The following is a 24790-nucleotide window of genomic DNA, read 5'->3' as shown; positions in this document are numbered from 1 at the left end:
GAAGGGGACTAAAGCAATGAATATCGACAAATTTCAGGAAAGCATGTATCAGCTGATTGTTCAGACATCCACGAATCTTCCGCGTGACGTGCGCCGTGCGATTAAATCAGCGAAAGAAAGAGAAAATGCCGGCACGAGAGCGGCGATGAGCCTGGATACGATTACAAATAATATTAAAATGGCTGATGACAATGTGTCGCCAATCTGCCAGGATACCGGCTTGCCGACATTCAAAATCAAGACGCCTGTCGGTGCGAACCAGCTGGTCATGAAGGAAGCAATCAAAAACGCGATTGCCCAGGCTACCAAGGATGGAAAGCTTCGCCCGAACTCTGTTGATTCTTTAACTGGCGCCAACAGTGGTGATAACCTTGGCTTTGGCACTCCCGTTATAAAATTCGAGCAATGGGAAAAAGACTATATTGACGCACGCCTGATTCTAAAAGGTGGCGGCTGTGAAAATAAAAATATCCAATACAGCCTTCCTTGTGAACTTGACGGCCTTGGCCGCGCTGGACGTGACCTGGATGGAATCCGCAAGTGCATCATGCACTCTGTATACCAGGCCCAGGGACAAGGTTGCAGCGCCGGTTTCATCGGTGTGGGAATCGGGGGAGACCGCTCTTCAGGCTACGACCTGGCAAAAGAGCAGCTGTTCCGTTCTGTAGATGATGTGAACACTGATGAAGATCTTCGCAAGCTTGAAGACTATGTGATGGAAAATGCCAATGAGCTTGGCATCGGAACAATGGGCTTCGGCGGGGAAACAACACTTCTAGGCTGTAAAGTCGGTGTGATGAACCGCATTCCGGCAAGCTTCTTCGTATCTGTTGCCTATAATTGCTGGGCGTTCCGCCGTCTTGGTGTTGAAATCAGCATGGAAACAGGCGAAATTAATGAATGGATGTACCAGGAAGGCGAGCACATCGAATTTGGTGCAACTGAAGCTGAGCTTGAGACTGCGGCAGCTGCTGAAACAGCAGAGAAAACAAACATTGTGACCTTGCAGGCGCCGATCACGGAAGAACAGATTCGCGGTCTTAAGGTCGGAGATGTCGTTCAAATCAACGGCATGATGTACACGGGACGCGACGCCATCCACCACCACTTGATTGATCATGATGCTCCAGTTGACCTTAATGGACAGGTTATTTATCACTGCGGTCCGGTTATGATGAAGGATGAAGACGGCCAGTGGCATGTGAAAGCAGCCGGTCCGACTACAAGTATCCGTGAGGAGCCATATCAGGGTGACATCATGAAAAAGTTTGGCATCCGTGCTGTAATCGGAAAAGGCGGTATGGGGCCGAAAACATTGGCAGCACTTCAGGAGCATGGCGGCGTTTACTTAAATGCAATCGGAGGGGCTGCACAATATTACGCAGATTGCATCAAGTCTGTTGAAGGTGTGGACCTGATGGAATTCGGCATTCCTGAAGCTATGTGGCACCTTAAGGTTGAAGGCTTTACCGCAGTGGTGACAATGGATTCCCACGGCAACAGCCTTCATCGTGATGTCGATAAATCTTCACTTGAGAAACTGGCTGGGTTTAAAGAGCGTGTATTTTAATAGAGGAACGAGAGAGGCTGCTTGCGGTCTCTCTTTTTTGTGCATTTTTGCCAGCCGGCCCTGTGAATGTTTTTTTTTCATTCACAAACACTAAGAAAAAATATTGGAGGAGCTCAGATGAAAAAATTAAGTATCTTCCTGAGTGTATTTATTCTGTTTTTTTCCGGAACAGCTTATGCAAACTACGGCAACTCGCCGGTTCATTGGGGATTTAAAAAAGCAAAAAATGAGGTGCCCGCTGAAGCAGGCAAGCCGCTCGATTCGCTGCTTGAACGGCATGGCTCTTATTATAAAGGCGATACAAGCAAAAAGGAGATCTATTTAACATTTGATAATGGATATGAAAACGGCTATACCGGGCAGGTCCTGGACGTTTTAAAAAAGGAAAAGGTCCCTGCTGCCTTTTTTGTAACAGGCCATTATTTAAAAAGCGCACCCGATCTCGTCAAGAGGATGGCGGCTGAAGGGCATATCATTGGCAATCATTCCTGGCATCACCCTGATATGACCAGAGTGAGCGATGAGAAATTTATCAAAGAGCTCGAAATGGTCCGTGCTGAAACCGAAAAGCTGACTGGTGTTAAGCAAATGGCTTATCTGCGGCCGCCGCGCGGGATATTCAGTGAACGTACATTGGCTCTTGCTAAAAAGGAAGGCTACACGCATGTATTCTGGTCACTTGCTTTTGTAGACTGGCATACTGACCGGCAGAAGGGCTGGCAGTATTCTTATGACAATATTATGCGCCAGATCCACCCTGGCTGTATTCTGCTTCTGCACACAGTCTCAAAGGACAATGCCGATGCACTTGAAAAAGCCATTCAGGATCTGAAAAAGCGCGGGTACACGTTTAAGAGCCTTGACGACTTGACATGGGAGCAGGCGATTGGGGAGCAGATGCTGTACTGAAGTTTGGCAGAAATACAATGATCGCAGAAATAGACCCGGCTCGTCAGGGTCTATTTTTGCATAGGTAAACAATTTTAGCGAAAAAATGCTATAATCGGGGAAAATGATAAAGGACGGATTCTTCTTGGAAAAGATACAAGTAGAAGGACCTTATAATTTTGATCTCGTACTGGACAGGCTTTCGAACGATCCTCTTAATCAGGTTAATATAGAGGATAGATCTGTGAAAGTGCCTATGATGCTTAAGCGTCAGCCGGTCGTGGCAGAAGTAAAAGCAATCGGAACGACGGAACAGCCGGAATTTTTAATTTCCGGAACGGATGGCTCCCTTAAAGAAAAAGCAGCTGAGCGCTTATCGGAAATATTCCAATGGCATCTGCCGCTTGAGACCATTCACAAACATTTTCAAAACACAGAATTAAAGCCGATATTTGAAGCGCATTATGGCACCCCTATTGTGCTCGACTTTGATCCATACGGCTGTATCCTGAAATGCATTATCCACCAGCAGCTGAACCTTGCATTTGCTCACACATTAACGGAACGGTTTGTGAAAACCTTTGGATTTGAACAAGACGGTGTGTGGTTCTATCCGCTGCCTGAAAAAGTGGCAGGACTTAAGGTGGAGGACCTGAGGGAACTGCAGTTCAGCGGACGGAAGGCAGAATACGTCATTGGCATTGCAAAAGAAACGGCGGCGGGAAATATAAACTTTGATGAGCTTAAAAACCTTTCAGATGAAGAAATTTATGATAAACTGATCAAATTGCGCGGTGTCGGTCCCTGGACTGTTCAGAATTTCCTAATGTTCGGGCTTGGCAGACCCAATCTTTTTCCGGCTGCAGACATCGGCATCCAGAATGCCTTGAAAAAATTATATAAATTAGAAGCGAAACCGACTCTTGAAGAAATGGAGACATTTTCAAAGAGCTGGAATCCTTATTTGAGCTATGCTTCGCTTTATTTGTGGAGAAGCATCGAGTAATTTGGAGTGATGAAGGATCATGAAACAAGAACAAACAGCTAAATTAAAACTTAAGCAGACGTTCCCGCTGACAATCAAAAGGCTTGGCATCAATGGCGAAGGTGTCGGTTACTTTAAAAGGCAGGTCGTATTTGTACCTGGGGCACTGCCAGGTGAGGAAATTGTAGCAGAAGCCACAAAGGTAAATCCAAAGTTTTCTGAAGCCAAGATCAAGAAAATCCGCAAAAAATCGGAGTTCCGCGTCCAGCCCCCATGCCCGGTCTATCATGAGTGCGGCGGCTGCCAGCTGCAGCATCTCCGCTATGATCAGCAGTTGAAGGAAAAGCAGGATATCATTATTCAAGCTTTAGAGCGCCATACCAAGTTGAATCCTGAAAAGCTGGATATAAAAGAAACCATTGGAATGGAAGATCCATGGAGCTACAGAAATAAAAGCCAGTTCCAGGTTGGCCAAAAAGACGGGAAGGTGCTGGCCGGTTTATATGGCATGAATTCGCACCGCCTGATTAATATTGAGCACTGTGCGGTCCAGCATCCGCAGACAACAAAGGCGACAGAAGCAGTGAAACGAATTCTTCAGGACCTGCGAATACCCATTTATAATGAGAGAAACCGCAAAGGCATCGTAAGAACCATCGTTGCCAGGGTGGGAATACAGACAGGCGAGCTGCAGATCGTATTAATTACAGCTCAAAAAGAGCTTCCTAAAAAAGAAATCATTATCGAAAAAATAAAAAGTGAGCTGCCTGAAGTAAAGTCCATCATCCAAAACGTGAACGGTGAAAAAACCTCCATTATTTTTGGACAGGAAACCACGAATCTGGATGGAAGCGACTTTATCCAGGAAACGCTTGGGGACCTTCAGTTTGAACTATCGGCACGGACTTTCTTCCAGCTGAACCCTGAACAGACTGTCAAACTTTATAATGAAGTCAAAAGAGCAGCGGCTTTAACAGGCAAGGAAAAAGTAGCTGACGCATACTGCGGCGTCGGAACGATTGGACTATGGGTAGCCGATCAGGCAGCCGAAATTCGCGGCATGGATATCATCAGGGAATCCATTGAGGATGCAAAGAAAAATGCGACCCGCCATGGAATCAAGCATGCCCAATACGTGGTCGGCAAAGCAGAAGAATGGCTTCCGAAATGGACAAAAGAAGGATGGCGTCCCGATGTTATCATCGTCGATCCGCCAAGAACAGGACTGGACCAGCAGCTGTTAAAAACTATTTTGAAAGTCCAGCCGAAGAAAGTGGTTTATGTTTCGTGTAATCCATCCACATTGGCTAAGGATATTTCGGTCTTGAGCTCTAAATATAAAGTAAATGGCATACAGCCTGTGGATATGTTTCCGCAGACGGCGCATGTTGAGGCGGTTACGCTGCTTGAACTCAAATAATACAATTGTGGCGGATAAGCTATTAATCACAAAAACAAACATTAAAATGCCTATAACATGAAAATAAATATTTTATAGGCTTGTTTCACACCTCCATCCTGAAACAAGCCTGAATGAGGAGTGGTGTGCTATTAACCGCTCTTTTTTTGTTGGATTAGCAAAATGTTATGCCCTGACCCGCCTAATGAATTCAGTTTGACCCCTTTGTACCATTCCCGCCTGAGCAAACCAATACCATAGAGTACTACAAAGAATACTTACAAAATGATATATATAATCTCTCTTTTTCAGTCAACTGAAAGGTTCCATCCCTGAGTTTTAATCATTAATAAAAAATTTTTAATTCACCCTGTCCTTTTTACTGTTTTCTTTATATATAGAGGGTGAGGAGCTGAATCAATGGATAGTGTCAATGATGACCATTTTGAGAATCAGTGTACCATTTTGAAGATATTCTGGAGGGATTTAAATGAGCAAGTTTTTGGTGGGGGAGCGGCCTATTATATTGATTCCATCGCTCGCGGTGAAGCTGGGAATGAAGGAGGCGATCGTGCTACAGCATGTCCATTATTGGCTTTCGGTCAGCAGTAATGAGAAGGATGGACGAAAATGGGTTTACAACACGTATGAAGAATGGAAGAAACAGTTGCCTTTTTGGTCGCTGAGTACAATTAAACGGACGATTTCCATTCTTGAGGAAAAGGGTTATCTCCTGTCGGATAACTTCAATGCACATAATTGGGATCAGACGAAATGGTATTCGATTGACTATGAAAAACTAAAAGAGATTGAGGGAGAATTAAAGGGGCCCATTCAAATGAAGTGCAGTGATTACTCCCATCAGGAAGAAGAGGAAACGGACATTCCGTATGCTTCCATCATCCAATATCTCAATGAGAAAACGGATTCGGGCTACCGGGAGAGCTCCAGGAAATCGAGGAGTCTGATCAGCGCATGGTGGGAACAAGGCTTCACCCTGAAGGATTTTCAAAAGGTTATTGATTTGAAGGCTGCCGAATGGAAGAGAGACCCGCAATATTCCCGCTACCTGAGACCTGAAACACTGTTTGGCTCAAAATTTGAAGCGTATTTAAATCAAAAGCCGCAGGCAAAACAGCTGCGGGAGGAAGATTTTAACCTTGACTGACAAAACGGATTTGTTAAAGAGCCGCTGATTAAAAACTAAGGAAAAAATATCTAATGTGAAACTTCTGCAGGCAGTTTGATAAAAAGTGACCAACCATGGTATAAGTGTATAAGTAGCAGAAATAGGCTGCTTTTTAATTTTGGGATATGGGTTCGCATGATATCCCTTAATGAGAGGATTGGAATGAAAAGATGAAAGAAAATTTCTGGCGTGAGTTACCGCGGCCATTTTTTATACTGGCACCCATGGAAGAGGTGACAGATGTTGTTTTCCGCCATGTGGTGAGTGAAGCAGCAAGACCTGATGTGTTTTTTACTGAGTTTACAAACTCAGATAGTTATTGTCACCCTGAGGGGGTCAATAGTGTGCGCGGGCGTTTGACTTTTACTGAGGATGAACAGCCAATTGTAGCACATATCTGGGGAGATAAGCCTGAATACTTCCGTCAAATGAGTATTGGGATGGCGGAAATGGGTTTTAAGGGATTGGATATCAATATGGGCTGTCCGGTCCCCAATGTGACCCAGAATGGGAAGGGAAGCGGGCTCATCCACCGTCCCGAATTGGCAGCAGAACTAGTACAGGCAGCCAAAGCAGGAGGTTTGCCGGTAAGTGTAAAGACAAGGCTTGGCTTCACGGAGGTAGACGAATGGAAGACCTGGCTGAAGCATATTTTGGAGCAGGATATTGCCAATCTTTCCATCCATCTCCGTACACGTGATGAAATGAGCAAAGTGCCGGCGCATTGGGAGCTGATTCCTGAGATTAAGGAACTTCGCGATCAGGTGGCACCGGATACCCTTTTGACCATCAATGGAGATATTCCTGATCGTCAAAAAGGCTTAGAGCTTGCCGAGAAATACGGGATTGATGGAGTCATGATTGGGCGCGGCATATTCCATAATCCATTTGCCTTTGAAAAGGAGAAGAAGGATCATACTAGTGAGGAATTGCTGGACCTCTTAAGATTGCATATGAATCTCCATGATCAATATTCACATTTAGAGCTGCGGCCGTTCACCGCTCTTCACCGCTTTTTCAAAATCTATGTCAAAGGATTTCCAGGGGCAAGTGCACTAAGAAATCATTTGATGAACACAAGGTCAACAAATGAAGTGCGTGAATTGCTTGATGCCTTTGCGTCACAGAATCTTGAAAATAATAACTGAATTGATAAAAGGGGATGGGCTAGCGGTCCATCCTCCTTTTTCACAAGGTTTGTTGCTTTTTGTATTATACTTACTGAGTTGATTGGGACTAACTCCCTCCAAGGCCATTCCGCCTCAATTTGGAACATTATCCCATATGGTTAACGATCCGAAAAAGGGGTATATAATCACTAAACCAAAAGGAGGTGGCCAAAAATGGAAGTAGAAGTTTTGTGTAACGTGGAAAACTGTAAGTACTGGGCTGAAGGTGATAAATGTGTAGCTGACTCTATTTATGTGATTGGCCAGAATGGCCGGGAAGCGGATGAAATAGAGGAAACAGCCTGTAAAACGTTTGAGCAGGATGCATAAGCATGAGAAAGCCTGACCGCCGGAGGATGAAAATCCCGGCTGTCAGGTTTTTTTACATACAAAAAGATGCCCGCTATGTTTTACAAGAAAGGGTATAATAAAGGAAAATGACTATAAAACCATGAAGGCAAGGAAGGAGTTATGATGACAATTAGCAATGAAATCGGATGGAATTTTGATAATAGCTATACGCGGCTCCCGCAGGCATTCTTCTCAAAAATGAAGCCCAACCCTGTACAATCCCCTGAGCTGGTCATCCTTAACGGGGGACTGGCGAAATCTCTGGGATTAAATGTTGATGCATTGACAAGTGAAACAGGCATTGAGGTCCTTTCAGGCTCTCAAGTTCCAAAAGAAGCTGAACCTCTTGCTCAAGCTTATGCAGGACATCAGTTTGGACATTTTAATATGCTTGGGGATGGCCGGGCAATGCTGATCGGCGAGCAGATTACCCCTGAGGATAAACGAGTTGACATTCAGCTGAAAGGCTCCGGCAGAACGCCATTTTCGCGCGGCGGCGATGGGCGGGCGGCTCTGGGCCCGATGCTCCGGGAGTACATTATCAGTGAAGCCATGCATGCCCTTGGAATTCCCACTACCCGCAGTCTGGCGGTTGTAACAACAGGGGAAGCCATTATCCGGGAAACCATGCTTCCGGGTGCGATTCTGACAAGAGTGGCGGATAGCCATATACGGGTGGGGACTTTTCAATATGCGGCGAATTGGCGGCCTGTTGGGGAGCTTAGAACCCTGGCAGATTACACGATTGAGCGTCATTATCCTGAAATCAAAGAAGATGACAATCCTTACCTGGCTCTCCTAAAGAAAGTGATCCAGCGTCAGGCTGCGCTCATTGCGAAATGGCAGCATATTGGCTTCATCCATGGAGTCATGAACACCGACAACATGGCAATCAGCGGGGAAACGATTGATTATGGTCCGTGCGCCTTTATGGATAAGTATGATCTGGCAACTGTCTTCAGTTCCATTGACAGGGAAGGCCGTTATGCTTATGGAAATCAGCCCTATATTGGCGGCTGGAATCTGGCGAGATTTGCGGAAACCCTTTTGCCTCTGCTGCATGAAGAGAAAGAGGAAGCTGTTAAAATAGCTCAGGGCGCTATTTCAGAATACAATAAAATGTATCAGGACCATTGGCTTGCCGGCATGAGGGCAAAGCTTGGGATTTTTAATGAAGAAGCAGAAGATGAAGCCCTTTTTACCGGACTACTAAAGATTATGCAGAAGTCTGAAGCCGATTATACGAACACATTCCGTGCCTTAACACTGGGAGACATTGAGAACACTGTGTTAGGCAATGATCAGGAATTTGCCGGCTGGCATGGTCAGTGGCAGGAAAGGCTGACCAGGCAGAAGGAAATGAAAGAAGAAGTAAATCAGTTAATGAGAGCCAGCAACCCGGCCATCATCCCGCGAAACCACCGGGTGGAAGAAGCTCTGGAAGCAGCTGTTAACAATGGAGATTACAGCGTGATGAAAAAGCTTCTTGCAGCGCTGGAGAATCCTTATGCTTATAGGGAAGATCAGGAAGAATACTGCAAACTGCCGGATTCATCCGGCATGCCCTACCGCACGTATTGCGGAACATAATATGAAGAAATAAAAAGGTAAAGCCTGGCCCAATTAATGGGTCAGGCTTAGTGTTATTTAAGCAGGAAGCGTAATTTTAAAAAAGGATATCTTCATATAATTTAAAAAGGCGGCAATTCTCATCCTGTAATGATACAGGAGATTGACTGCTTATTGTTGACATCAGGAGATCACAGTGTTACTTTTAAAACAGAACATACATTCGATTTGGTGATTGACTTGAATATACAGCTTAAAGAAATCGTATCAAAAAGTATTTTAACACCTGCCAAAGGTGCGATAGACAATTTTACTCATTCAATGAACCCATATGCGGGCTGTGCTTTTGGCTGTAAATATTGCTACGTAAAGGAGCTCCCTGTTTCCATTTTCCGTGAAGAGGAATGGGGTGCTTGGATTGATATAAAATCAAATGCGGCCGAGCTTTTGGAGAAAGAATTGGCTAAAGCTAAAAAAAGGGGAAAAGTTGCTTTATTTATGTCCTCTTCCACTGATCCTTACCAGCCGATTGAATATACCTCAAAACTTACCAGAAGTTTATTGGAAGTTATGCTTGAAAATCAGCCTGATTTTTTACATGTACAAACCCGTTCCCCACTGGTGAAGCGGGATATCGATTTATTCCAGCAATTCAGAGATAGAGTCAGAATTTCTATGACAATCGAGACAGACAAAGAAGAGGTCAGAAAGGCATTTGCACCAGCGGCACCTCCCATCCCGGCAAGAATGGCTGCGCTAAAAGACATCAAAGATGCAGGAATCATAACTCAGGCAACACTGGCCCCGTTACTTCCATGCTCGCGGGAATTCCCGGCAAAACTAAAATCTATTGCAAACCGTGTGACGATTGACGATTTTTGGATGGGGGATGGAAGCGGAGGAAGAAGGACCGAAAGACTGGGAATCCGCAAGATTTTTGATGAGCTTGGTTTGGAGAAATGGTATAATCCGTCTGCATATAAAGTGGTTCTTAAAATGCTGGAGCAGGAATTTCAAGATGCATCCATTCAATTAGGTGTATCCAAGGCGGGCTTCAGCCCTGATGGCAAATAGCTGATTATAAAATAGATGAGGTATTTATATGGATCTATTAAGTTCACCATACGTAAGAGGCATTAGGCTTAAAAGAGAAGATATACCATCCTTCCATCAGTATCCCTTCAGCCTTCCGAGCCTGAAAACACTGGATGAGATGGCTTTTCACCCGAAAGTCACCTTTCTGATCGGCGAGAATGGGATGGGGAAGTCGACCCTGCTGGAGGCAGTTGCGGTTGCGTTAGGGTTCAATGCGGAAGGCGGATCATTCAATTTTAATTTTTCTACCTTTGATTCACATTCCATGCTGGGCGAATATTTAAAGGTAATAAAAGGCGTAGATAGGCCGTCTGATGGTTTTTTCTTAAGGGCAGAGAGCTTCTATAATGTTGCTTCCAATATTGAAGAAATGGACAGGGAAGGCGGCGGACCAAAAGTGATTGACTCCTTTGGCGGCCGTTCTTTACATGAGCAGTCGCATGGGGAAGCATTTTTCTCCACCTTTCTTCATCGCTTTCGAGGCAGCGGAATTTACATTCTGGATGAGCCGGAGGCGGCACTTTCACCATTGAGGCAAATGTCCATGCTGACAAGGATTCATGATTTGGTAGGCGACCATTCACAATTTATTATCGCTACCCATTCTCCGATCATTATGGCCTATCCTGATGCTGCCATATATGAATTCACTGATGACGGCATCGCGGAAAAGAAGCTGGAAGAAACGAATCATTACCGCATTATGAAGCAATTTTTCGATGATAAGAATCGAATGCTCCATCATTTACTGAATGAATAAAAAAATGGAGGCTGCATGCCTCCATTATTAACTATGTATGTTATTCGCTTTCGTGGCTGAACATCCAGTTAACCCCGAATTTATCTGTTAACTGGCCAAAGCTCTTGCTCCAGAATGTTTCCTGCAGTTCCATGGTTACATTACCGCCATCTGCCAGATTGTTAAAATACTTTCTCATGTTATCCACATCATTAATGACAACTGCGAGATTAATGTTATTTCCTACTGTAAATGGCATACCTGGAAACGTATCTGAAAACATGACAGTACTGCCGCAAATAGTAAGGCTTGAATGCATAACCAGATTTTTGGCTTCCTCCGGCAGAGGATATTCAGGATTCTGCGGAGCATCACCAAAAGTGGTAATCTCCGGCATTTCCAGTTCAAATGCCTTTACATAAAACTCAATAGCTTCCCGTGTATTACCATTAAAATTTAAATACGCATTAACAGCCAACCCGTCCACTCCTTCCTTTAAATACAATTCCATTATAGACGAAATATTCTACTATTAATACAGTTCAATCGTAACAATCTTTATAATTCCTGAAGTGCTTGTTCTATACTGTTAAATCCGCTTCTATCAGCACCATTAGGTTCATCCGATTCAATGGTCCACTCATTTCTTTCAGGTGATAATCCTCCATTCCCATCTTTAAGGAATGGGCTATGCACATGATACGTTTTCCCTGCTTTTTTCACTGTGTATCCCATATAGCAGTGCTGATCCTGGCCTTCTTCCTCGAAAATGCCAATATCGTCGATTCCATATTTGTCTAAATAGGACTGAAATGGCTCCTGCAGTGAATTTACAACTTGCTCTCTTGGTAAATACTCCATTTTGCTTGCTCCCTTCTATATTAGCTATCCTTAATATGGCTATTTTTGGAGGGATTAAACACGGAACTTTGAAAAGAGTACCCCGCATCAGCGGGATACTCTGCTCCTTAGCTTCATTCTCAAGTTTCCGAGAAGCTTCATAAGTTCTTCATATTCTTCGAGTTCAATGCTGCACGTCTGAATGGCCTCTCCAACACTTTTGGTGATATCCTGTTTTTCGTTGTGTGCTTTTTCCTCTAGGAAAATAAACACCTTGCGTTCATCCGCTTTGGAGCGTTCTTTGCGAAGCCATCCGTTAGAAATCATCCTTGAGATCATCGGGGTAAGTGTCCCGGTGCCAAGATTCAGTCTTTCTCCAAGCTCTTTGGCTGTCATGCCATCTTTTCCCCAAAGGGCCAGAAGAACCAGATACTGCGGGTAGGTTAAGCCGAATGGCTGAAGAGCACTTGTATAGAGTTTGGTAAATTCGCCTGCTGTTTCATAAACAGCAAAACAAAGCTGTTTATCCAGTGTAAAAAAATCTTTCACATCATCACCTGATTCCGGCATTACAATAACTTCGTCAAATCATCCTCAATTTTTCCCGGCTCTGTTGTTGGCGCATAGCGTTCTACCACCTGGCCGCCCTGGTCCACGAGGAATTTGGTAAAGTTCCACTTAATGTTTTTGGACAGAATGCCCTTTTTCTGTTCTTTCAAGTAAGCAAACAATGGATCCGCATTGTCGCCATTTACATCGATTTTTGCGAAAATCGGGAAAGACACACCATAATTGAGCTGGCAAAACTCAGTGGTTTCCTCAATATTATCGAATTCCTGGTTATTGAACTGATCACAAGGGAATCCAAGAATCTCAAGGCCCTTGTCTTTATACTTTTCATAGAGCTCCTGCAGTCCTTTAAATTGTGGCGTCAACCCGCATTTGCTTGCTGTATTTACGATAATTAGAGGCTTTCCTTCGTATTCTTTCAGAGATTTCAATTCACCATTCGTTTTCTTGACTTCAAAATCATAAACCGTTGTCATTGGGATACCTCCTATTTTTAAATCGTGTACGATTAAATCTTAAGCGATTGAAATTCCTTTTGCAACAAATCAGCTTTTTATGAAACTAGCATTAAGGTTCATTCGTAGGAAAGATGGATTTCCAATTCATTTACAAAGGATGATTATAATGTTGGACGAATTGCGGGAAGCAATTGAGAAACTCCCGGAGCATGGGGCGAAGAGCTATTTATTTCACATATTGCTTCGCGTTCACTTATTAAAAAACAGTGCTGATTCTCAGGAAGAGATCATGGAACTGCTCAATGATATTCAAAAAAAGATAATTTTTTATTCCCAGGAGAGGAAATTGGAGCGGGAATATGAAACTTACCACATAGTGTGCGGAGAATCACCGGCAGGATCTTTAAAGGTTGGGCTCAGTAAAGAAAATAAAGTCATTGGCTTTCCTGACTTCTTTAGCAATGGACCTCTCTGGAGGCTGCATGAAGAGGAGGGGAGAAAACATCGATTCGAATGGCTGAAGGATCATATTAATATACCTGAAGATTATCTGGAAAAGGAATATGAAAGAAAAATAGCCTCAGCACTTGAGGAGATTGATGCCATTCCTGCGGGAAAGCCGATCGTAGTCTGGACAGCTGATAATGCAGATGAACAGACCGGTTTGCGGTATTTCCTTCACTTATTAAGAAACAAAGAAAATAAAGTGCATGTTATTAATACTGCTCAGTCATATAAGGAGCTTTTTCCTGCGAAAAAGAATCCATACCTTTTAAGGCACTCAGGTGAAGCAGCCCCGGAAAAACTGAAGATCATATTGGATAAAAACATGGGAAGCCCTTTATCTGCAGAAGAAAGATCTAGGTTTGTATCGGATTGGCAGGTACTCTCCATGACAAAGGAAGTCCTGCGCATATGGGAAGATAATGAAATACATAGTGTGCCAGAGAGTTATTTTGATGACTATATCATTGAGTCAACCAGGAAGCTTCATAAAAGCAACAAGGGTTTTATAAAATCAGCCAGATTAATCGGGGAAGTGATAGGGCATCTGGATGAGCCAATTGGTGATGGCTTTGCTGAGTATAGAGTAAGATCCCTGATTTATAACGGAATATTTGCGATAAAAGGAATTCCGAAAAGTATGAGGTTTTATAGCATTAAAATGAAAAAGATTTAAAATCTCATAAATCCCCCGGCTGGAATTTCATGTAGCCTTCCTTTATTCTAAAAAAAAGAAACGAATAGAAGAGGGATCTGCTTTGAAAAAGATTTATAGTGATATTATTCAATTCCGCGGCACTCACTTTGATTTTGGCTTTATGCAGGGAGAGCGAATAAAGGATTCTCTTTCTGTTAGGAATCGGGAGGATCAATGGAAGGTACGGAAGCCGCGTTTTTCAATAAATGAAGCTGAAGTGAAAAATGCCATTAAGAGGTTTGCGCCCGGAATCTGGGATGAACTGCTTGGGCTGCAGGAAGCATTGCAATGGCCGATGGAGCGGGTGTTACAGGAGTTTGGCGGATATCGCCTCGATTATGTCCGCTCAGGCTGTTCCATCCTTACAGGGGATGACTACCTGGTCCGCAATTATGATTACCATCCGAAAACCTATGAGGGGCGCTATACTTTTTATCAGCCAACCGATCAGGGCTATGCGATTATGGGCCCCAGCCAGAGGGTGACTGGCCGGATGGATGGCATGAATGAAAAAGGACTCGCCATCGGGTATAATTTCATGAACCGCAAAAAGCCTGCTGATGGCTTTATCTGCTGCATGATCGGACGCCTGATTTTGGAGGCATGTGCAAATGTCAAAGAAGCGGTTGATATGCTGAAGGAAATACCGCACCGCCATTCCTTTACATACGTGGTGTATGACGCAGGCGGAGAGACATATGCAGTGGAAACGTCTCCGAGAGGTGTAGAGGTCCGCCAGACGACCGCTTGTACAAACCATTTTGAAATCATGCAGGATGAAAACCGCAACCATCTGGCTGACAGCTTGCGCAGGCTGGATGTCATGAAAAGCCGTCAGGATGGGCGACTGGATGCACATGATGCATTCCGCCTTCTGAATGATAGTGATAAAGGTGTCTTTTCAGATCTTTATGGAAGCTGGGCCGGGACCATTCATACATCAGCCTATCTGCCGCGGGAGATGAAAGCCTGGTTTGCGCTCGGCGGCGACAGGGAGCCGGTTGTTTTTGACTTCAGAAGATGGCTTGAAGGCGAGGATATTAAAATGAATAGAATCACTGGTGAAGTGGATACGGATATTCCTTTTTTGCATATGGATGAGCATGCGAATTGGTTCAGGAAATAACAAAGGTTTTTTTGAAAAATGGACAAACCCTCACATACTTTCATCTCTACAGGATGTGGTACACTTTATATAATGAATTGGATGTAAACTGAGGTGCATACGAGTGAAAACAGTATTAGTCATAGGCGGCGGTGTAACAGGGTTGTCCGCCATGTATGAGCTGAATAAGTGGAAAAAAGAAAATGATCAGGATATACGGCTGGTGCTGGCAGAATCATCAGAACAGCTTGGCGGAAAAATCCGCACAGTAAGAGAAGGCGGCTTTACAATCGAGGCGGGAGCTGATTCGATTGTTGCCCGCAAAGCGGATGCGATGACTTTTATCCAGGAGCTCGGTTTGGAAGAAGCGGTTGTGTACAATGCGGCGGGACGGTCGTATATTTACACTGACGGCGAACTGAAGCTGATCCCGGCAGATGCTGTATTTGGGATTCCGGCCAGTGTTGAATCTCTTGCCAAATCCACGCTAGTTTCAGCAGAAGGAAAGGTTGAAGCCCTGAAGGATTTTTATACGCAAAATGACCGCTTTACAAAGAATGATTCGATCGGCGATTTCCTTGAGCATTTCTTTGGAAAAGAACTGGTGGAAAAACAAATAGCGCCTGTTCTTTCGGGAGTATACTCCGGAAATCTCAGTGACTTAACCATCGCTGCGACTCTTCCACAGGTGTTTGATTATAAAGAAAAATACGGCAGCATCATAAGAGGTTTCGAGGAAAATAAAAAGGTGTTCCAGAGCGGCGGGGGAAAGAAGTTCCTTTCCTTTAAAAAGGGCCTGGATGCATTAATTGATGCTTATGAGGAAAGATTGGACGAAACAGAAATCTTTAAAAACACACAGGCTGTTAAAATAGAAAAATCGGATCGTGGATATATGGTTGATTTCTCAAATGGCGAAAGCCTGGAGGCGGATCATATAGTGCTCGGCATTCCGCATAATGCCGCTGCAGCCCTGTTCGATGATCAGGAGCTGAAAGCTGGGTTCGAACCTTTGAAGAACAGTTCCCTGATTTCTATTTATCTTGCTTATGATATTCCAGATAGCGAACTGCCTGAAGACGGGACAGGCTTCATCACGGCCAATACGGATGAACTAACCTGCAATGCCTGTACATGGACAAGCCGCAAGTGGAAGCATACTTCAGAAAGCGGTAATTTGCTTGTTAGGTTATTCTATAAAAGCAGCCATCCGGCCTTTGCCTCTCTAAAGGAAATGGATGAAGAAGAGCTCTTGAAGACAGCTCTGGCTGATATTGAAAAAAGCCTCGGCATAACGGCTGAGCCTTTGGCAAGTGAAGTGACAAATTGGACTGAAAAAATGCCAAACTATCTGATTTCCCATCCTGAGACAGTAACAGCACTTGAAAACAGGCTGGGCCGTGAATACCCTGGAATATGGCTTGCAGGCTGCTCTTATTACGGTGTCGGCATCCCTGACTGCATTGAAAATGGGGCAGAAACTGCCGGGAAAATTATTAAGAAAATGTAAAACAAAAATCCCCTTCTGTGTAAGACGGGGATTTTTTGCTTATATGATTTTGGTCAGATCCTTCGGACTTTCAATCTTCATTTGCTCAAGTTCAATCTTCATTTTTTCGGTTTCAAGCAAAAAGTTTTCCTGCTTCAGTTTTTCCAGGGTGATTTCATCTTTTATCATATTATGTTTGATCTTTGCGAGTTTTTGAGTATGAACAGTCATGATGGCAATGATGGGAATAGAGAAAGTCATAACCACAGCAATAATACCTGTCAAATTTCCTGCACCTCACATTTGATTGAATTAGAAAAAATTGTCTTTTATGTTTATAATAATAGCAAATCACAAGGGATATACAAGGGGTGTCTTAAATTGACCGGAATTTTCATTAAAAGAATTTATGACCCATACGAAGAAGAGGACGGCTATCGGGTGCTGGTTGACCGGCTGTGGCCCCGCGGAATTAAAAAGGAAGATGCGCGTTTGTCAGCATGGGAAAAAGAGGCTGCGCCGAGTCATGAGCTCAGAAAAGCATTTAACCATAAGCCTGAGCTTTTTGAAGATTTTCGGGAAAAGTATCTTGAAGAGCTGCGAACACAGGATGATAAAATCCGCAAAATAGATGAGCTGGCAAGAATGGCAGAAGAGCAGAATGTTACATTATTATATGCTGCGAAAGATCCCGTTCATAACCATGCGCGAGTTTTGTGTGAAGAAATCATGAGAAGGAAGGTTTAGTCTTTCCAAAAAGCAGGGAAAGCAAGATAGAAAGAATAGAGTTCATCTTAAATACAGGAGGAAATGATATGAATAAAGATATCCAAAAAGAAGAAAACCGTTTTTTCATGAATGATGAAAAAGGGAATATGATCGCTGAAATCACCTATATTCCAAGCGGTGATTCTGTCATCACGATAGACCATACATATGTAAGTGACTCCCTGCGCGGACAGGGAATTGCAGGAAAGCTTCTGGAAAGCGTTGTTCAGGAGGCACGCAGCAAGGGATATAAGATTGTGCCTGCCTGCTCATATGCTAAAGCTGTTTTTGACCGAAAGAGCGAATATCAGGATTTGCTGGCAAACTAAAGGAGGTTTTCTGAATGGACGCAAAAAGAACAGATGTAAATGGAACAGTCATTTCATACTATGATGAAGGCAAAGGGGAGCCGCTTGTATTGCTGCATGGTTTTTGCGGCAGCAAAGATTACTGGGCAAGGGTGATTCCAATATTGGCAGAGGACTTTCGCGTCATTGCGGCCGATCTTCCGGGGCATGGAGAGTCAGGACTGCCGGATGGCGAACCCTCTATTGAAAGGATGGCAGAAGCAATCAAAGGGGCTATAGATGAGCTGGGTCTTGAACAAGTATCTCTTTTCGGCCATTCATTGGGCGGCTATGTTACCCTTGCATTTGCTGAAGCATACGAGGACAAGCTGAAATCCTTTTCCCTTATCCATTCAACAGCCAGCCCGGATTCCGAAGAAGGGAAGAAGGGAAGGGATGTTGCTGCCGGTAAAATTGATAAAGAGGGTATCGAATCCTTTATAGATGGACTGGTGCCGAAGCTTTTTGCACCAGGGGAGAAACATCCCGAAGAAATTCAACTGGCAAAAGAAATTGGCTATCGTACAAGTGCAGAAGGTGCAAAGGCTGCCCTGAAAGCAATGAAACAGCGCGAAGACCGCAGTCATGTTTTAAAAAGGACAGAGCTGCCGGTATTAATTGTTGCTGGAGAACAGGACGGGATTGTCCCTCCTGAAAAATCATTTGCAGTCAAAGGATTTAACATCAAGCAGGTGACCATTGATGATGCGGGGCACATGAGCATGTACGAAGCGCCGGAAGAACTGGCTGAGGCTATCCGCGGGTTTTTGAAAGAGTAAGTTTTTTATCCGCACATAACTTGGTGTTATGCGCACAGAAAGTTTCCTGTGCGGCCAAATCAATCATTTTGCGATTGAAATATAGAAAAAATGCTCCTTTTCAAGCCGAAAAGGAGCTTTTGCTTATTTAAATATAACGGAAATAATCTCGTCCGTCGTCATTCCGCTTTCTATTTCAAACGTGCCGGGACGCAGATCATTCTCAAGACCGCGTTTTTCTACATCTTTATAGAATTGGATGCCGCTTTCAATTATATGGGCTTTTTCAAGCGCGTTCCCCACATCAATGCTGGTCATGCCCATTGATACGGTTAAAATAGTCCGGTAAACAACTTTTTCGCCGGTTTTGTCATCGGCCTTCTTGTCTGCTTTGTCCTCTTTTTTCTCGCTGGACTTTGCCGCAGCAGCAAGCTGCTTGCTCCATTCATCTTCCGTGTTGATGACGTAGCCTTTGGATGCCAGCAGGTCAATCATTTCTTCATCTGACAGCTTTTCCGCTTTCTCTGTTTTATCCGCTGGTTTTTCAGTACTCTTGGCTTCAGAAGGTCCAAATAGGTAAACGCTTCCTGTCAAAATGGCAGCCGCTAAAAGGCCCGCTGCAAAACTGCGCAAGGAATTTGGTGTCATTGGGCAACCATGCTCCTTTCACCCTTGTTCGCTGAATAAGGCAAGAGCATCAGATCAACCTCGTTAGGCGTAAGCTGTTTTTTTAATGCAATGCTTTCATTGGAATATCCGCGTTTATGCATATCCAGTACTTCGCGAAGCAGCAATCTTTCATCTGATGGCCCGCTCATAGCTCCTGATTGCTTAGCCGTAATCTCCGCGTCCAATTCAATATTTCTGATCTGCTGCTGAAGCTCATGAATTTCATTTTTTAGTGTAAAAGTAACCTGATCAATTTGCTGCTCAATATTTGATTTCGACTGCGCCGTTTTTAAAAACGATAAAATGAGCAGCACGACTGCTGAACCAAATAATATGGCAATTACCCATCCCATCCTAAAATCCTCCCTTATGTAAACACTTTTTTTCTCGGTATCTATTTTTTTACCAAACTAAATTATACCTTTATTGCGGGGGGATTTCGAATGATAACCTCAAAATAACACGATAGTCCTGCTTTTATGTCAGAAAAAGGTGCGGATGGTAAATCCTATTTCTTATAAAAACCCGGACCATTCAGGACCGGGCTTCCATTTGTTTAGTTTTCCTTCTGCAGCTGTGCGCGTTTGGCGGCATGCAGAATATCCTCGATAGGAGAGACTCTCCCGAATTTATCTTTATGGACAATATGTTTTCTTTCAAACTGGGTGGGGTTATCAATTCCTGCCGCTGCCGCCAGATTGTATAACCCTTCTCTGAGCGAAATGATATAGTTGCAGACACGGTAATGTTTTTCCTCAACAATTAATCCGTCCTGAAGCTTTTTGTCGGTTGTCGCCACCCCTGCCGGGCAGTGATTGGTATGGCAGACACCGGCCATAATGCAGCCGACGCTGATCATAAAACCCCGGGCAATATTGACCAGATCCGCTCCCATCGCAAGCGCAATGGCAATTTTATCAGGAGTGATTAATTTACCGGAAGCGATGATTTTCACACGGTCCCGTACCCCATACTCCCTCAGCATTTCATCGACAACTGTCAGGGCGGATTGGATAGGGAGCCCCACACTGTCTGCAAGCTCCTGATAAGTCGCCCCTGTTCCGCCTTCACCGCCATCCACTGTGATGAAATCAGGGCCTTTGCCGCTCTCCTTCATATAGGAAATCATGTTTTCAAGAGCATCCAGGTCACCTACTACAATTTTCATACCGACAGGCTTTCCGCCAACACTTCTGAGCTCCTCTATAAAATCGAACATGGAAGGGACATTATCAAATTCATAGAAACGGTTTGGACTGTTAATGGTTTTGCCGACTTCGACAAGCCGGATACTGGCGATTTCTTCGGTTACTTTTTCGCCTTCCACATGGCCGCCGCGGGTTTTTGCACCCTGTGCAAGCTTGAGTTCAAAGGCCTTGACCTCATGTATTTCACTTTTCTTTTTAAATTCTTCCCATGAGAATTCCCCATTGGCCTTTCGGACACCGAACATATCAGGACCGATTTGCATAATGATGTCCGGGCTGCCGGCTAAATGATACTGAGACAGGCCGCCTTCACCGGTATTCATCCAGGTTCCTCCTGCAAGGCCAAGCCCTTTGGAAAGGGCCGTGATGGCTTTTTCACCGAGAGATCCATAGCTCATGGCCGATTGTCCGACAAGACCTTTAACCCTGAATGGCTGCCGGCAGCTATTTTCTCCCAGTACGACCGCATCCTCATCCCGAAGATAGTAGGGATCAGCCAATTTTTCTTCGCTGTGCTCCTTTCGGGAAAAAAGATTATCCCCATCGACCTTATAAACACGTGTGTTTATTTTCTTTGTGTTATCCACTTTCATTTCATCTACCAGTTTGGGGAATAAGGTATTTCGTATATAAAAGCCTTCTTCGTCAAAATCTCTTATCGATCCGAAGCCTATTAATCTTTCTTTGTATTTGCCGGCTTTGACAACATCCTGGTATTCCTTTCTGGAAAATGGCTTGCCTTCTGTATCATTATTGAACAGGTATTGTCTTAGCTCAGGCCCCACATTTTCTGCGAAATATCGCACCTTTCCGATTACCGGGAAGTTCCTCAATATAGAGTGCTGTTTCTGCCTGTCATCTTTTACATACCAATAAATAAATAGAATGACCGGTACAAAAATAACCAATGAGATAAATACGAATAATGCTATGACAAGGTAATCTGTTAAACTCATTTTATCCTCCTTCTATTAAAACTGGCTTAGGGCTTCACTGATAGGGGTGTCTCCCGAGGCTGCTTCAATGGTTGAATGAAAGATCGCTTCTTTGTCAAGGGACTCTACCAGAACTTCAGCAGCGTCCTCGCGGGGTATTTCAGCCTTTCGGTCATGGATTTTCTCAGACAAGGTAATGGTTCCGTTCCCGGGATTGTCCGTCAATTGGCCAATCCGGATCACTGTGTATACCAGATTGGCAGCTTTGAGCATATCCTCCGGAAGATCCTTTGCCGCTATTTTGCGGGAAGGGTCTGTTTCGCTTTCCTCTGCTTTAACGGCACTCATCATCACAAATCTCCTGACACCTGATTTTTGTGCCAATTGGATGATGTCGGATATAGATTGGTGATCGACCATAACGGTTTTGCCTGTATGTTTTTTAGGATTGACGCCTGTTAAATAAATCACGGCATCTGATGCCTGAAGATAGGGGATCAGCTTTTCCTCATCATAAACAATTGCCTGTGCCGCTCCGAGCTTGATTAGATCCTCAATTTGGTTTTCATTTGCCGCAACGGCAAGAGCTTCATGCTTCCTTTCTGCGAGCTTCCTGATTACATGCTCACCGACATCCCCATTGGCACCGATTACAATCACCTTCATGATAAACGCCTCCTTTTTTACCCTATTCCACAAGGGGTTTATTTAAAACCAAAATCAGGCAAACAAAAAAGCGGCCCATTAGGAGGACCGCACTGATTTTACAAAATCGCTGGCTCACTGCAGATAAAATAAAGCTCCATCCATTGCGGATGAAGCTTTGCCAATTATGCCAGCCGTTTAAAATTTTGGCCGAGTATTTCATTCATGGTATGAACAGTGATAAATGCTTTATTATCAACCTGGGTAATGTAGCCTTTCAGCTTTGTAAAATCTTTTCTGCACAGGATAGTTGTAATGACTTCTTTCTTATCTGAAGTGAATGCGCCTGTTGCCGTGTGAATGGTTGCACCCTTCCCAAGTTCATGGACAATATAGGTTTTAATTTCATCACTGTGGTGGCTGATAATCACAATTTCCTTGTTTGAATTGAATTGCTGAAGTGCATAATCAATCACTAATCCATTAATAATGACCCCAAAAAAGGCATACATGCCCACTTGCGGACCAAATAGAATGGCGGAAGACAGGGCAATGGATAAATCAGCCAGAAGCACGCCTCTGCCAACTTCAATATTTAAATATTTATTAAAAATCATAGCGATGATGTCTGTCCCGCCAGTGGATGCCTGCTGGTTAAACACAATCGCCATGCCGGTTGCGGCGATGCATTGCCCGATAATCAGCTGAATAAGCAAGTCATCACTAAGCGGATGGGCCATCGGGGCGAACTTCTCAAGCGCCCACACATAAAAGGACAGCGCAAAGCTTGCATAAATGGTTTTTGCCCCAAAACCAGATCCAAGAAAAACAAACCCAACTGCAAACAATATTAAATTGACAAGAATCATGAATGTACCAATCGAGAAATCGGGAAATAAATCATTCATGATAATCGACAATCCGCTGACCCCTCCTGTTGCTAAATTATTGGGGGACAAGAAAAAATGGACATTTATAGAAACCAGGAAAGCTCCCAGGTTGATCATCATAAAAGAAAATAGTTTTTGCCGCATCGCCGCAACCTCCTTTTTTATAGTATTTTTTCGGATTCCGTAAAAAGTGGAACAACGGGATTATAAAGCCCATCAAGCCCCTTTGTAAAGGGAATGAGAGGAAAAAAATAAGGTTTAATAATTAAGAAAATTGGAAGGGTTTGCAAAAGCGGATGCTATTATCTATTTTTGTTTAATTCTTATATAATAGTTATGACTAGCACGAGCACGAAAGGATGTAAGAAATCTTGAAAAATAGAAAGCTTATTGTCATTCCCATTATGATACTTGTAGCCGGGGCTGCCATGTGGATGCTGAATAAGGATTATCAGCAGATAGACCTGATGATCCGCTTGTTGATAGCAGCCGGTGCAGCACTATTATCAGGTGTTATCTCCTATTTTTTATTCAAGCCGGAAAAAGAAGAACGATAAAATGCCTGCTCCCTGGAAAGGGGACAGGCATTTCTTTTGGGGAACTTAGTCTCCCCGCATTCTTATTTCCTCCGCTTAAGAAGCTGTAAATCAATATACAGCTGGCATCTTGTGTTAAAGTCGTCAAAGTCGATTGAGGTCAGGTCGGTAATTTGCTTCATTCGGTATTTTAATGTATTGGTATGAATGAAAAGCTGTTCAGCCGTCGGCTTGAGGCGGCAGTTGTTCAATAAATAGACTTCAAGCGTCTTCAAAAGGCTGGTTTGACTTTCCAGGTCTTTTTTCTGCAGCTTCATAAGGTCTTCATTTACATAGTTTGTCGTGCTGTTATGCTGGGCGATTGGTTCCAGGTAACGGAACACCCAAAGCTTTTTATATTCATAAGGCAGTTCTTCAGGCGAGCCAATGAACTTGGCTGCCTTGATGACCTCCAGGGCTTCCCGGTAGCTTTTGCGCAGATTTAGGATGGAGGAATATTCTCCTCCGATCCCTGCATACACAGTCTGCTGCCTGAATTGGCTTAGAACGGTATTGGTTAATTCGTGTGCGTCTTCTGAAAGGCTGCCGGGTGCAGGGGAGCTGCTGCCGATCATCACGATGATTTCATGCTGATTCGTAAAGATGTGAGCGGGATGGCTGAGGGCATTAGCGAACAGCCGAACGGTTTCATTTAATTCCGCAAACATCTCTTCATCTCCCTGTACGACCGTAAATACATTGATGATAAAGGCCTCCGGAAGGATGATTTTCACATTGGCAGCTTCCCACTTAATCTGATCTTCCGTCTGGTAGGTGCGATCAATAATCTTTTGATAAAATTGATGTTTTTCTTCTTCTTTGCGCAGCTTCTTCAGGTTTTTCTGATATAAAAGCTTTCCAATATGGAAGGAAACGTCATGAAGAAACTTCATTTCGCTTTCTGACAGACTGCCGTCCAATTCCTGAACCCAGATAAATCCAAGTATCTGCTCTTTATATTTAGCGCTTACAACTACACGCTGGTTAAGGCCGATTTCTTCCATCTTCTTAATTCTGAAAGGCTCAGGGATTGTCTTTAACTGATCAACAATGCCTTCATCCATAAATTTCTCCAAAATGGGAATCGGCCATCTCTTCGAAAATATAGTCTGCTGGTTCGCCAAATCAAAATGCTCTATATAATACGAGCTATAAGCCAGCAGCGAGAATTGCTCATCCTCGATGACAACAGGCTTCTTCAAAAAAGTGCTGACCATTTCTGTAATCTCATCAATATCAGTCAAACTAAGGATTTTCTCCAGCGGCTGGCTCATTAAGCTCCCTCCTCATTATTGCTGTTCTTATTATAGTGAAAAACGGTGACAGGCACCACCCGAATTTTGTCGAAAGAAAAAGGACCGGGCATTTTCTTTGCCCA

The 24790-nt window shown here is 43.8% G+C and carries 28 protein-coding genes; 17 read left to right on the top strand and 11 right to left on the bottom strand.

All coding sequences use genetic code 11. The features are described from left to right. Nucleotides 1-16 precede the first annotated feature (16 nt). The 10 genes from LLY41_RS18530 to LLY41_RS18485 all read left to right on the top strand — a co-directional run bounded on the left by LLY41_RS18530 (nucleotide 17) and on the right by LLY41_RS18485 (nucleotide 10975). Nucleotides 17-1570 (top strand): fumarate hydratase, encoded by a 1554-nt coding sequence (locus LLY41_RS18530; RefSeq protein WP_304586097.1) that lies wholly within the window; start codon nucleotides 17-19, stop codon nucleotides 1568-1570. A gap of 117 nt (nucleotides 1571-1687) precedes the next feature. After that, on the top strand, nucleotides 1688-2479 hold the full coding sequence (gene pdaA / locus LLY41_RS18525) for a delta-lactam-biosynthetic de-N-acetylase (protein WP_095244422.1): 792 nt from the start codon (nucleotides 1688-1690) through the stop codon (nucleotides 2477-2479). Nucleotides 2480-2582: 103 nt separating this feature from the next. Beyond that, nucleotides 2583-3464: a DNA-3-methyladenine glycosylase family protein gene (locus LLY41_RS18520; RefSeq protein WP_304586096.1), complete on the top strand. Its 882-nt coding sequence runs from the start codon at nucleotides 2583-2585 to the stop codon at nucleotides 3462-3464. Between the two features lie 19 nt (nucleotides 3465-3483). Beyond that, the gene (gene rlmD / locus LLY41_RS18515; RefSeq protein WP_304586095.1) at nucleotides 3484-4863 is read left to right on the top strand and encodes a 23S rRNA (uracil(1939)-C(5))-methyltransferase RlmD; all 1380 of its coding nucleotides are present in this window, start codon (nucleotides 3484-3486) and stop codon (nucleotides 4861-4863) included. Between the two features lie 469 nt (nucleotides 4864-5332). Continuing rightward, nucleotides 5333-6010 (top strand): conserved phage C-terminal domain-containing protein, encoded by a 678-nt coding sequence (locus LLY41_RS18510; RefSeq protein WP_304586094.1) that lies wholly within the window; start codon nucleotides 5333-5335, stop codon nucleotides 6008-6010. Nucleotides 6011-6201: 191 nt separating this feature from the next. After that, nucleotides 6202-7179, top strand: coding sequence for a tRNA dihydrouridine synthase (locus LLY41_RS18505; RefSeq protein WP_304586092.1), 978 nt, complete (start codon nucleotides 6202-6204; stop codon nucleotides 7177-7179). A 195-nt stretch (nucleotides 7180-7374) separates the two neighbouring features. Further along, complete coding sequence (locus LLY41_RS18500) at nucleotides 7375-7530, top strand: DUF1540 domain-containing protein (RefSeq protein ID WP_076260238.1); 156 nt, start codon at nucleotides 7375-7377, stop codon at nucleotides 7528-7530. A 144-nt stretch (nucleotides 7531-7674) separates the two neighbouring features. Continuing rightward, entirely contained in the window at nucleotides 7675-9141 is a 1467-nt protein-coding gene (locus LLY41_RS18495) for a protein adenylyltransferase SelO (protein ID WP_304588059.1), read from the top strand. Between the two features lie 210 nt (nucleotides 9142-9351). Further along, entirely contained in the window at nucleotides 9352-10194 is an 843-nt protein-coding gene (locus LLY41_RS18490; RefSeq protein WP_370460357.1) for an SPL family radical SAM protein, read from the top strand. A gap of 28 nt (nucleotides 10195-10222) precedes the next feature. After that, nucleotides 10223-10975 (top strand): AAA family ATPase, encoded by a 753-nt coding sequence (locus LLY41_RS18485; protein WP_095244439.1) that lies wholly within the window; start codon nucleotides 10223-10225, stop codon nucleotides 10973-10975. A gap of 40 nt (nucleotides 10976-11015) precedes the next feature. Here the strand turns inward: LLY41_RS18485 and LLY41_RS18480 are convergent, their stop codons facing one another. The 4 genes from LLY41_RS18480 to LLY41_RS18465 all read right to left on the bottom strand — a co-directional run bounded on the left by LLY41_RS18480 (nucleotide 11016) and on the right by LLY41_RS18465 (nucleotide 12840). Further along, entirely contained in the window at nucleotides 11016-11432 is a 417-nt protein-coding gene (locus LLY41_RS18480) for a VOC family protein (RefSeq protein WP_095244440.1), read from the bottom strand. Between the two features lie 80 nt (nucleotides 11433-11512). Further along, the gene (locus tag LLY41_RS18475; protein WP_095244441.1) at nucleotides 11513-11815 is read right to left on the bottom strand and encodes a DUF5634 family protein; all 303 of its coding nucleotides are present in this window, start codon (nucleotides 11813-11815) and stop codon (nucleotides 11513-11515) included. An 87-nt stretch (nucleotides 11816-11902) separates the two neighbouring features. Beyond that, nucleotides 11903-12364: a MarR family winged helix-turn-helix transcriptional regulator gene (locus LLY41_RS18470; protein ID WP_304586091.1), complete on the bottom strand. Its 462-nt coding sequence runs from the start codon at nucleotides 12362-12364 to the stop codon at nucleotides 11903-11905. Then, nucleotides 12364-12840, bottom strand: a complete 477-nt coding sequence (locus tag LLY41_RS18465; RefSeq protein ID WP_304586089.1) for a glutathione peroxidase — start codon at nucleotides 12838-12840, stop codon at nucleotides 12364-12366. The genes LLY41_RS18470 and LLY41_RS18465 overlap by 1 nt, the downstream gene beginning before the upstream one ends. A gap of 148 nt (nucleotides 12841-12988) precedes the next feature. On the opposite strand from LLY41_RS18465, the gene LLY41_RS18460 reads away from it, so the two are divergent. The 3 genes from LLY41_RS18460 (at nucleotide 12989) to hemG (ending at nucleotide 16638) form a co-directional block, all read left to right on the top strand. Beyond that, on the top strand, nucleotides 12989-14002 hold the full coding sequence (locus LLY41_RS18460) for a DUF1835 domain-containing protein (protein ID WP_304586088.1): 1014 nt from the start codon (nucleotides 12989-12991) through the stop codon (nucleotides 14000-14002). Between the two features lie 82 nt (nucleotides 14003-14084). Continuing rightward, complete coding sequence (locus LLY41_RS18455; protein WP_304586087.1) at nucleotides 14085-15149, top strand: C45 family autoproteolytic acyltransferase/hydrolase; 1065 nt, start codon at nucleotides 14085-14087, stop codon at nucleotides 15147-15149. A gap of 103 nt (nucleotides 15150-15252) precedes the next feature. Further along, on the top strand, nucleotides 15253-16638 hold the full coding sequence (hemG, locus tag LLY41_RS18450) for a protoporphyrinogen oxidase (protein WP_304586085.1): 1386 nt from the start codon (nucleotides 15253-15255) through the stop codon (nucleotides 16636-16638). 39 nt (nucleotides 16639-16677) lie between these two features. On the opposite strand, the gene LLY41_RS18445 is transcribed toward hemG, so the two are convergent. Beyond that, entirely contained in the window at nucleotides 16678-16902 is a 225-nt protein-coding gene (locus LLY41_RS18445; RefSeq protein WP_095244446.1) for a hypothetical protein, read from the bottom strand. A 96-nt stretch (nucleotides 16903-16998) separates the two neighbouring features. On the opposite strand from LLY41_RS18445, the gene LLY41_RS18440 reads away from it, so the two are divergent. Genes LLY41_RS18440 through LLY41_RS18430 form a run of 3 tightly spaced genes read left to right on the top strand, consistent with a single transcriptional unit; the run spans nucleotide 16999 to nucleotide 18511 of the window. Then, nucleotides 16999-17364: a DUF488 domain-containing protein gene (locus LLY41_RS18440; RefSeq protein WP_304586083.1), complete on the top strand. Its 366-nt coding sequence runs from the start codon at nucleotides 16999-17001 to the stop codon at nucleotides 17362-17364. Nucleotides 17365-17390: 26 nt separating this feature from the next. After that, complete coding sequence (locus tag LLY41_RS18435) at nucleotides 17391-17714, top strand: GNAT family N-acetyltransferase (RefSeq protein WP_370460356.1); 324 nt, start codon at nucleotides 17391-17393, stop codon at nucleotides 17712-17714. 14 nt (nucleotides 17715-17728) lie between these two features. Next, the gene (locus LLY41_RS18430) at nucleotides 17729-18511 is read left to right on the top strand and encodes an alpha/beta fold hydrolase (protein ID WP_304586081.1); all 783 of its coding nucleotides are present in this window, start codon (nucleotides 17729-17731) and stop codon (nucleotides 18509-18511) included. Nucleotides 18512-18634: 123 nt separating this feature from the next. On the opposite strand, the gene LLY41_RS18425 is transcribed toward LLY41_RS18430, so the two are convergent. The 5 genes from LLY41_RS18425 to LLY41_RS18405 all read right to left on the bottom strand — a co-directional run bounded on the left by LLY41_RS18425 (nucleotide 18635) and on the right by LLY41_RS18405 (nucleotide 22981). Continuing rightward, nucleotides 18635-19138: a hypothetical protein gene (locus tag LLY41_RS18425; protein WP_095244450.1), complete on the bottom strand. Its 504-nt coding sequence runs from the start codon at nucleotides 19136-19138 to the stop codon at nucleotides 18635-18637. After that, nucleotides 19135-19512 (bottom strand): hypothetical protein, encoded by a 378-nt coding sequence (locus LLY41_RS18420; protein ID WP_095244451.1) that lies wholly within the window; start codon nucleotides 19510-19512, stop codon nucleotides 19135-19137. The genes LLY41_RS18425 and LLY41_RS18420 overlap by 4 nt, the downstream gene beginning before the upstream one ends. A gap of 203 nt (nucleotides 19513-19715) precedes the next feature. Then, nucleotides 19716-21323: an FMN-binding glutamate synthase family protein gene (locus tag LLY41_RS18415; protein WP_304586080.1), complete on the bottom strand. Its 1608-nt coding sequence runs from the start codon at nucleotides 21321-21323 to the stop codon at nucleotides 19716-19718. 15 nt (nucleotides 21324-21338) lie between these two features. Next, nucleotides 21339-21968 carry an NAD(P)H-binding protein gene (locus LLY41_RS18410; protein ID WP_304586079.1) on the bottom strand — a complete coding sequence of 210 codons (630 nt, stop codon included), beginning with the start codon at nucleotides 21966-21968 and terminating at the stop codon, nucleotides 21339-21341. Nucleotides 21969-22132: 164 nt separating this feature from the next. Beyond that, nucleotides 22133-22981, bottom strand: coding sequence for a YitT family protein (locus LLY41_RS18405; RefSeq protein ID WP_304586077.1), 849 nt, complete (start codon nucleotides 22979-22981; stop codon nucleotides 22133-22135). Nucleotides 22982-23208: 227 nt separating this feature from the next. Between LLY41_RS18405 and LLY41_RS18400 the strand changes: the two genes are divergently transcribed. Beyond that, nucleotides 23209-23394 carry a histidine kinase gene (locus tag LLY41_RS18400; RefSeq protein WP_304586076.1) on the top strand — a complete coding sequence of 62 codons (186 nt, stop codon included), beginning with the start codon at nucleotides 23209-23211 and terminating at the stop codon, nucleotides 23392-23394. 62 nt (nucleotides 23395-23456) lie between these two features. Here the strand turns inward: LLY41_RS18400 and LLY41_RS18395 are convergent, their stop codons facing one another. Then, nucleotides 23457-24686, bottom strand: a complete 1230-nt coding sequence (locus tag LLY41_RS18395) for a PucR family transcriptional regulator (protein WP_304586075.1) — start codon at nucleotides 24684-24686, stop codon at nucleotides 23457-23459. Nucleotides 24687-24790 lie beyond the last annotated feature (104 nt).

Origin of the sequence: Cytobacillus firmus, from assembly GCF_023612095.1 — a bacterium.
Taxonomy (GTDB): domain Bacteria; phylum Bacillota; class Bacilli; order Bacillales; family Cytobacillaceae; genus Cytobacillus.
This window is presented reverse-complemented; position numbering and strand designations above follow the sequence as displayed.

Bases quoted from the DNA above. Each gene is read 5' to 3' on its own strand.
- LLY41_RS18500 (WP_076260238.1), top strand. From the start codon at position 7,375: ATGGAAGTAGAAGTTTTGTGTAACGTGGAAAACTGTAAGTACTGGGCT.
- LLY41_RS18415 (WP_304586080.1), bottom strand. From the start codon at position 21,323: ATGAGTTTAACAGATTACCTTGTCATAGCATTATTCGTATTTATCTCA.
- LLY41_RS18470 (WP_304586091.1), bottom strand. From the start codon at position 12,364: ATGCCGGAATCAGGTGATGATGTGAAAGATTTTTTTACACTGGATAAA.
- LLY41_RS18395 (WP_304586075.1), bottom strand. From the start codon at position 24,686: ATGAGCCAGCCGCTGGAGAAAATCCTTAGTTTGACTGATATTGATGAG.
- LLY41_RS18495 (WP_304588059.1), top strand. From the start codon at position 7,675: ATGACAATTAGCAATGAAATCGGATGGAATTTTGATAATAGCTATACG.
- LLY41_RS18510 (WP_304586094.1), top strand. From the start codon at position 5,333: ATGAGCAAGTTTTTGGTGGGGGAGCGGCCTATTATATTGATTCCATCG.
- LLY41_RS18485 (WP_095244439.1), top strand. From the start codon at position 10,223: ATGGATCTATTAAGTTCACCATACGTAAGAGGCATTAGGCTTAAAAGA.
- LLY41_RS18465 (WP_304586089.1), bottom strand. From the start codon at position 12,840: ATGACAACGGTTTATGATTTTGAAGTCAAGAAAACGAATGGTGAATTG.
- pdaA (WP_095244422.1), top strand. From the start codon at position 1,688: ATGAAAAAATTAAGTATCTTCCTGAGTGTATTTATTCTGTTTTTTTCC.
- LLY41_RS18460 (WP_304586088.1), top strand. From the start codon at position 12,989: ATGTTGGACGAATTGCGGGAAGCAATTGAGAAACTCCCGGAGCATGGG.
- LLY41_RS18475 (WP_095244441.1), bottom strand. From the start codon at position 11,815: ATGGAGTATTTACCAAGAGAGCAAGTTGTAAATTCACTGCAGGAGCCA.
- LLY41_RS18505 (WP_304586092.1), top strand. From the start codon at position 6,202: ATGAAAGAAAATTTCTGGCGTGAGTTACCGCGGCCATTTTTTATACTG.
- LLY41_RS18405 (WP_304586077.1), bottom strand. From the start codon at position 22,981: ATGCGGCAAAAACTATTTTCTTTTATGATGATCAACCTGGGAGCTTTC.
- LLY41_RS18420 (WP_095244451.1), bottom strand. From the start codon at position 19,512: ATGGGATGGGTAATTGCCATATTATTTGGTTCAGCAGTCGTGCTGCTC.
- LLY41_RS18430 (WP_304586081.1), top strand. From the start codon at position 17,729: ATGGACGCAAAAAGAACAGATGTAAATGGAACAGTCATTTCATACTAT.
- LLY41_RS18410 (WP_304586079.1), bottom strand. From the start codon at position 21,968: ATGAAGGTGATTGTAATCGGTGCCAATGGGGATGTCGGTGAGCATGTA.
- LLY41_RS18520 (WP_304586096.1), top strand. From the start codon at position 2,583: ATGATAAAGGACGGATTCTTCTTGGAAAAGATACAAGTAGAAGGACCT.
- rlmD (WP_304586095.1), top strand. From the start codon at position 3,484: ATGAAACAAGAACAAACAGCTAAATTAAAACTTAAGCAGACGTTCCCG.
- LLY41_RS18530 (WP_304586097.1), top strand. From the start codon at position 17: ATGAATATCGACAAATTTCAGGAAAGCATGTATCAGCTGATTGTTCAG.
- LLY41_RS18425 (WP_095244450.1), bottom strand. From the start codon at position 19,138: ATGACACCAAATTCCTTGCGCAGTTTTGCAGCGGGCCTTTTAGCGGCT.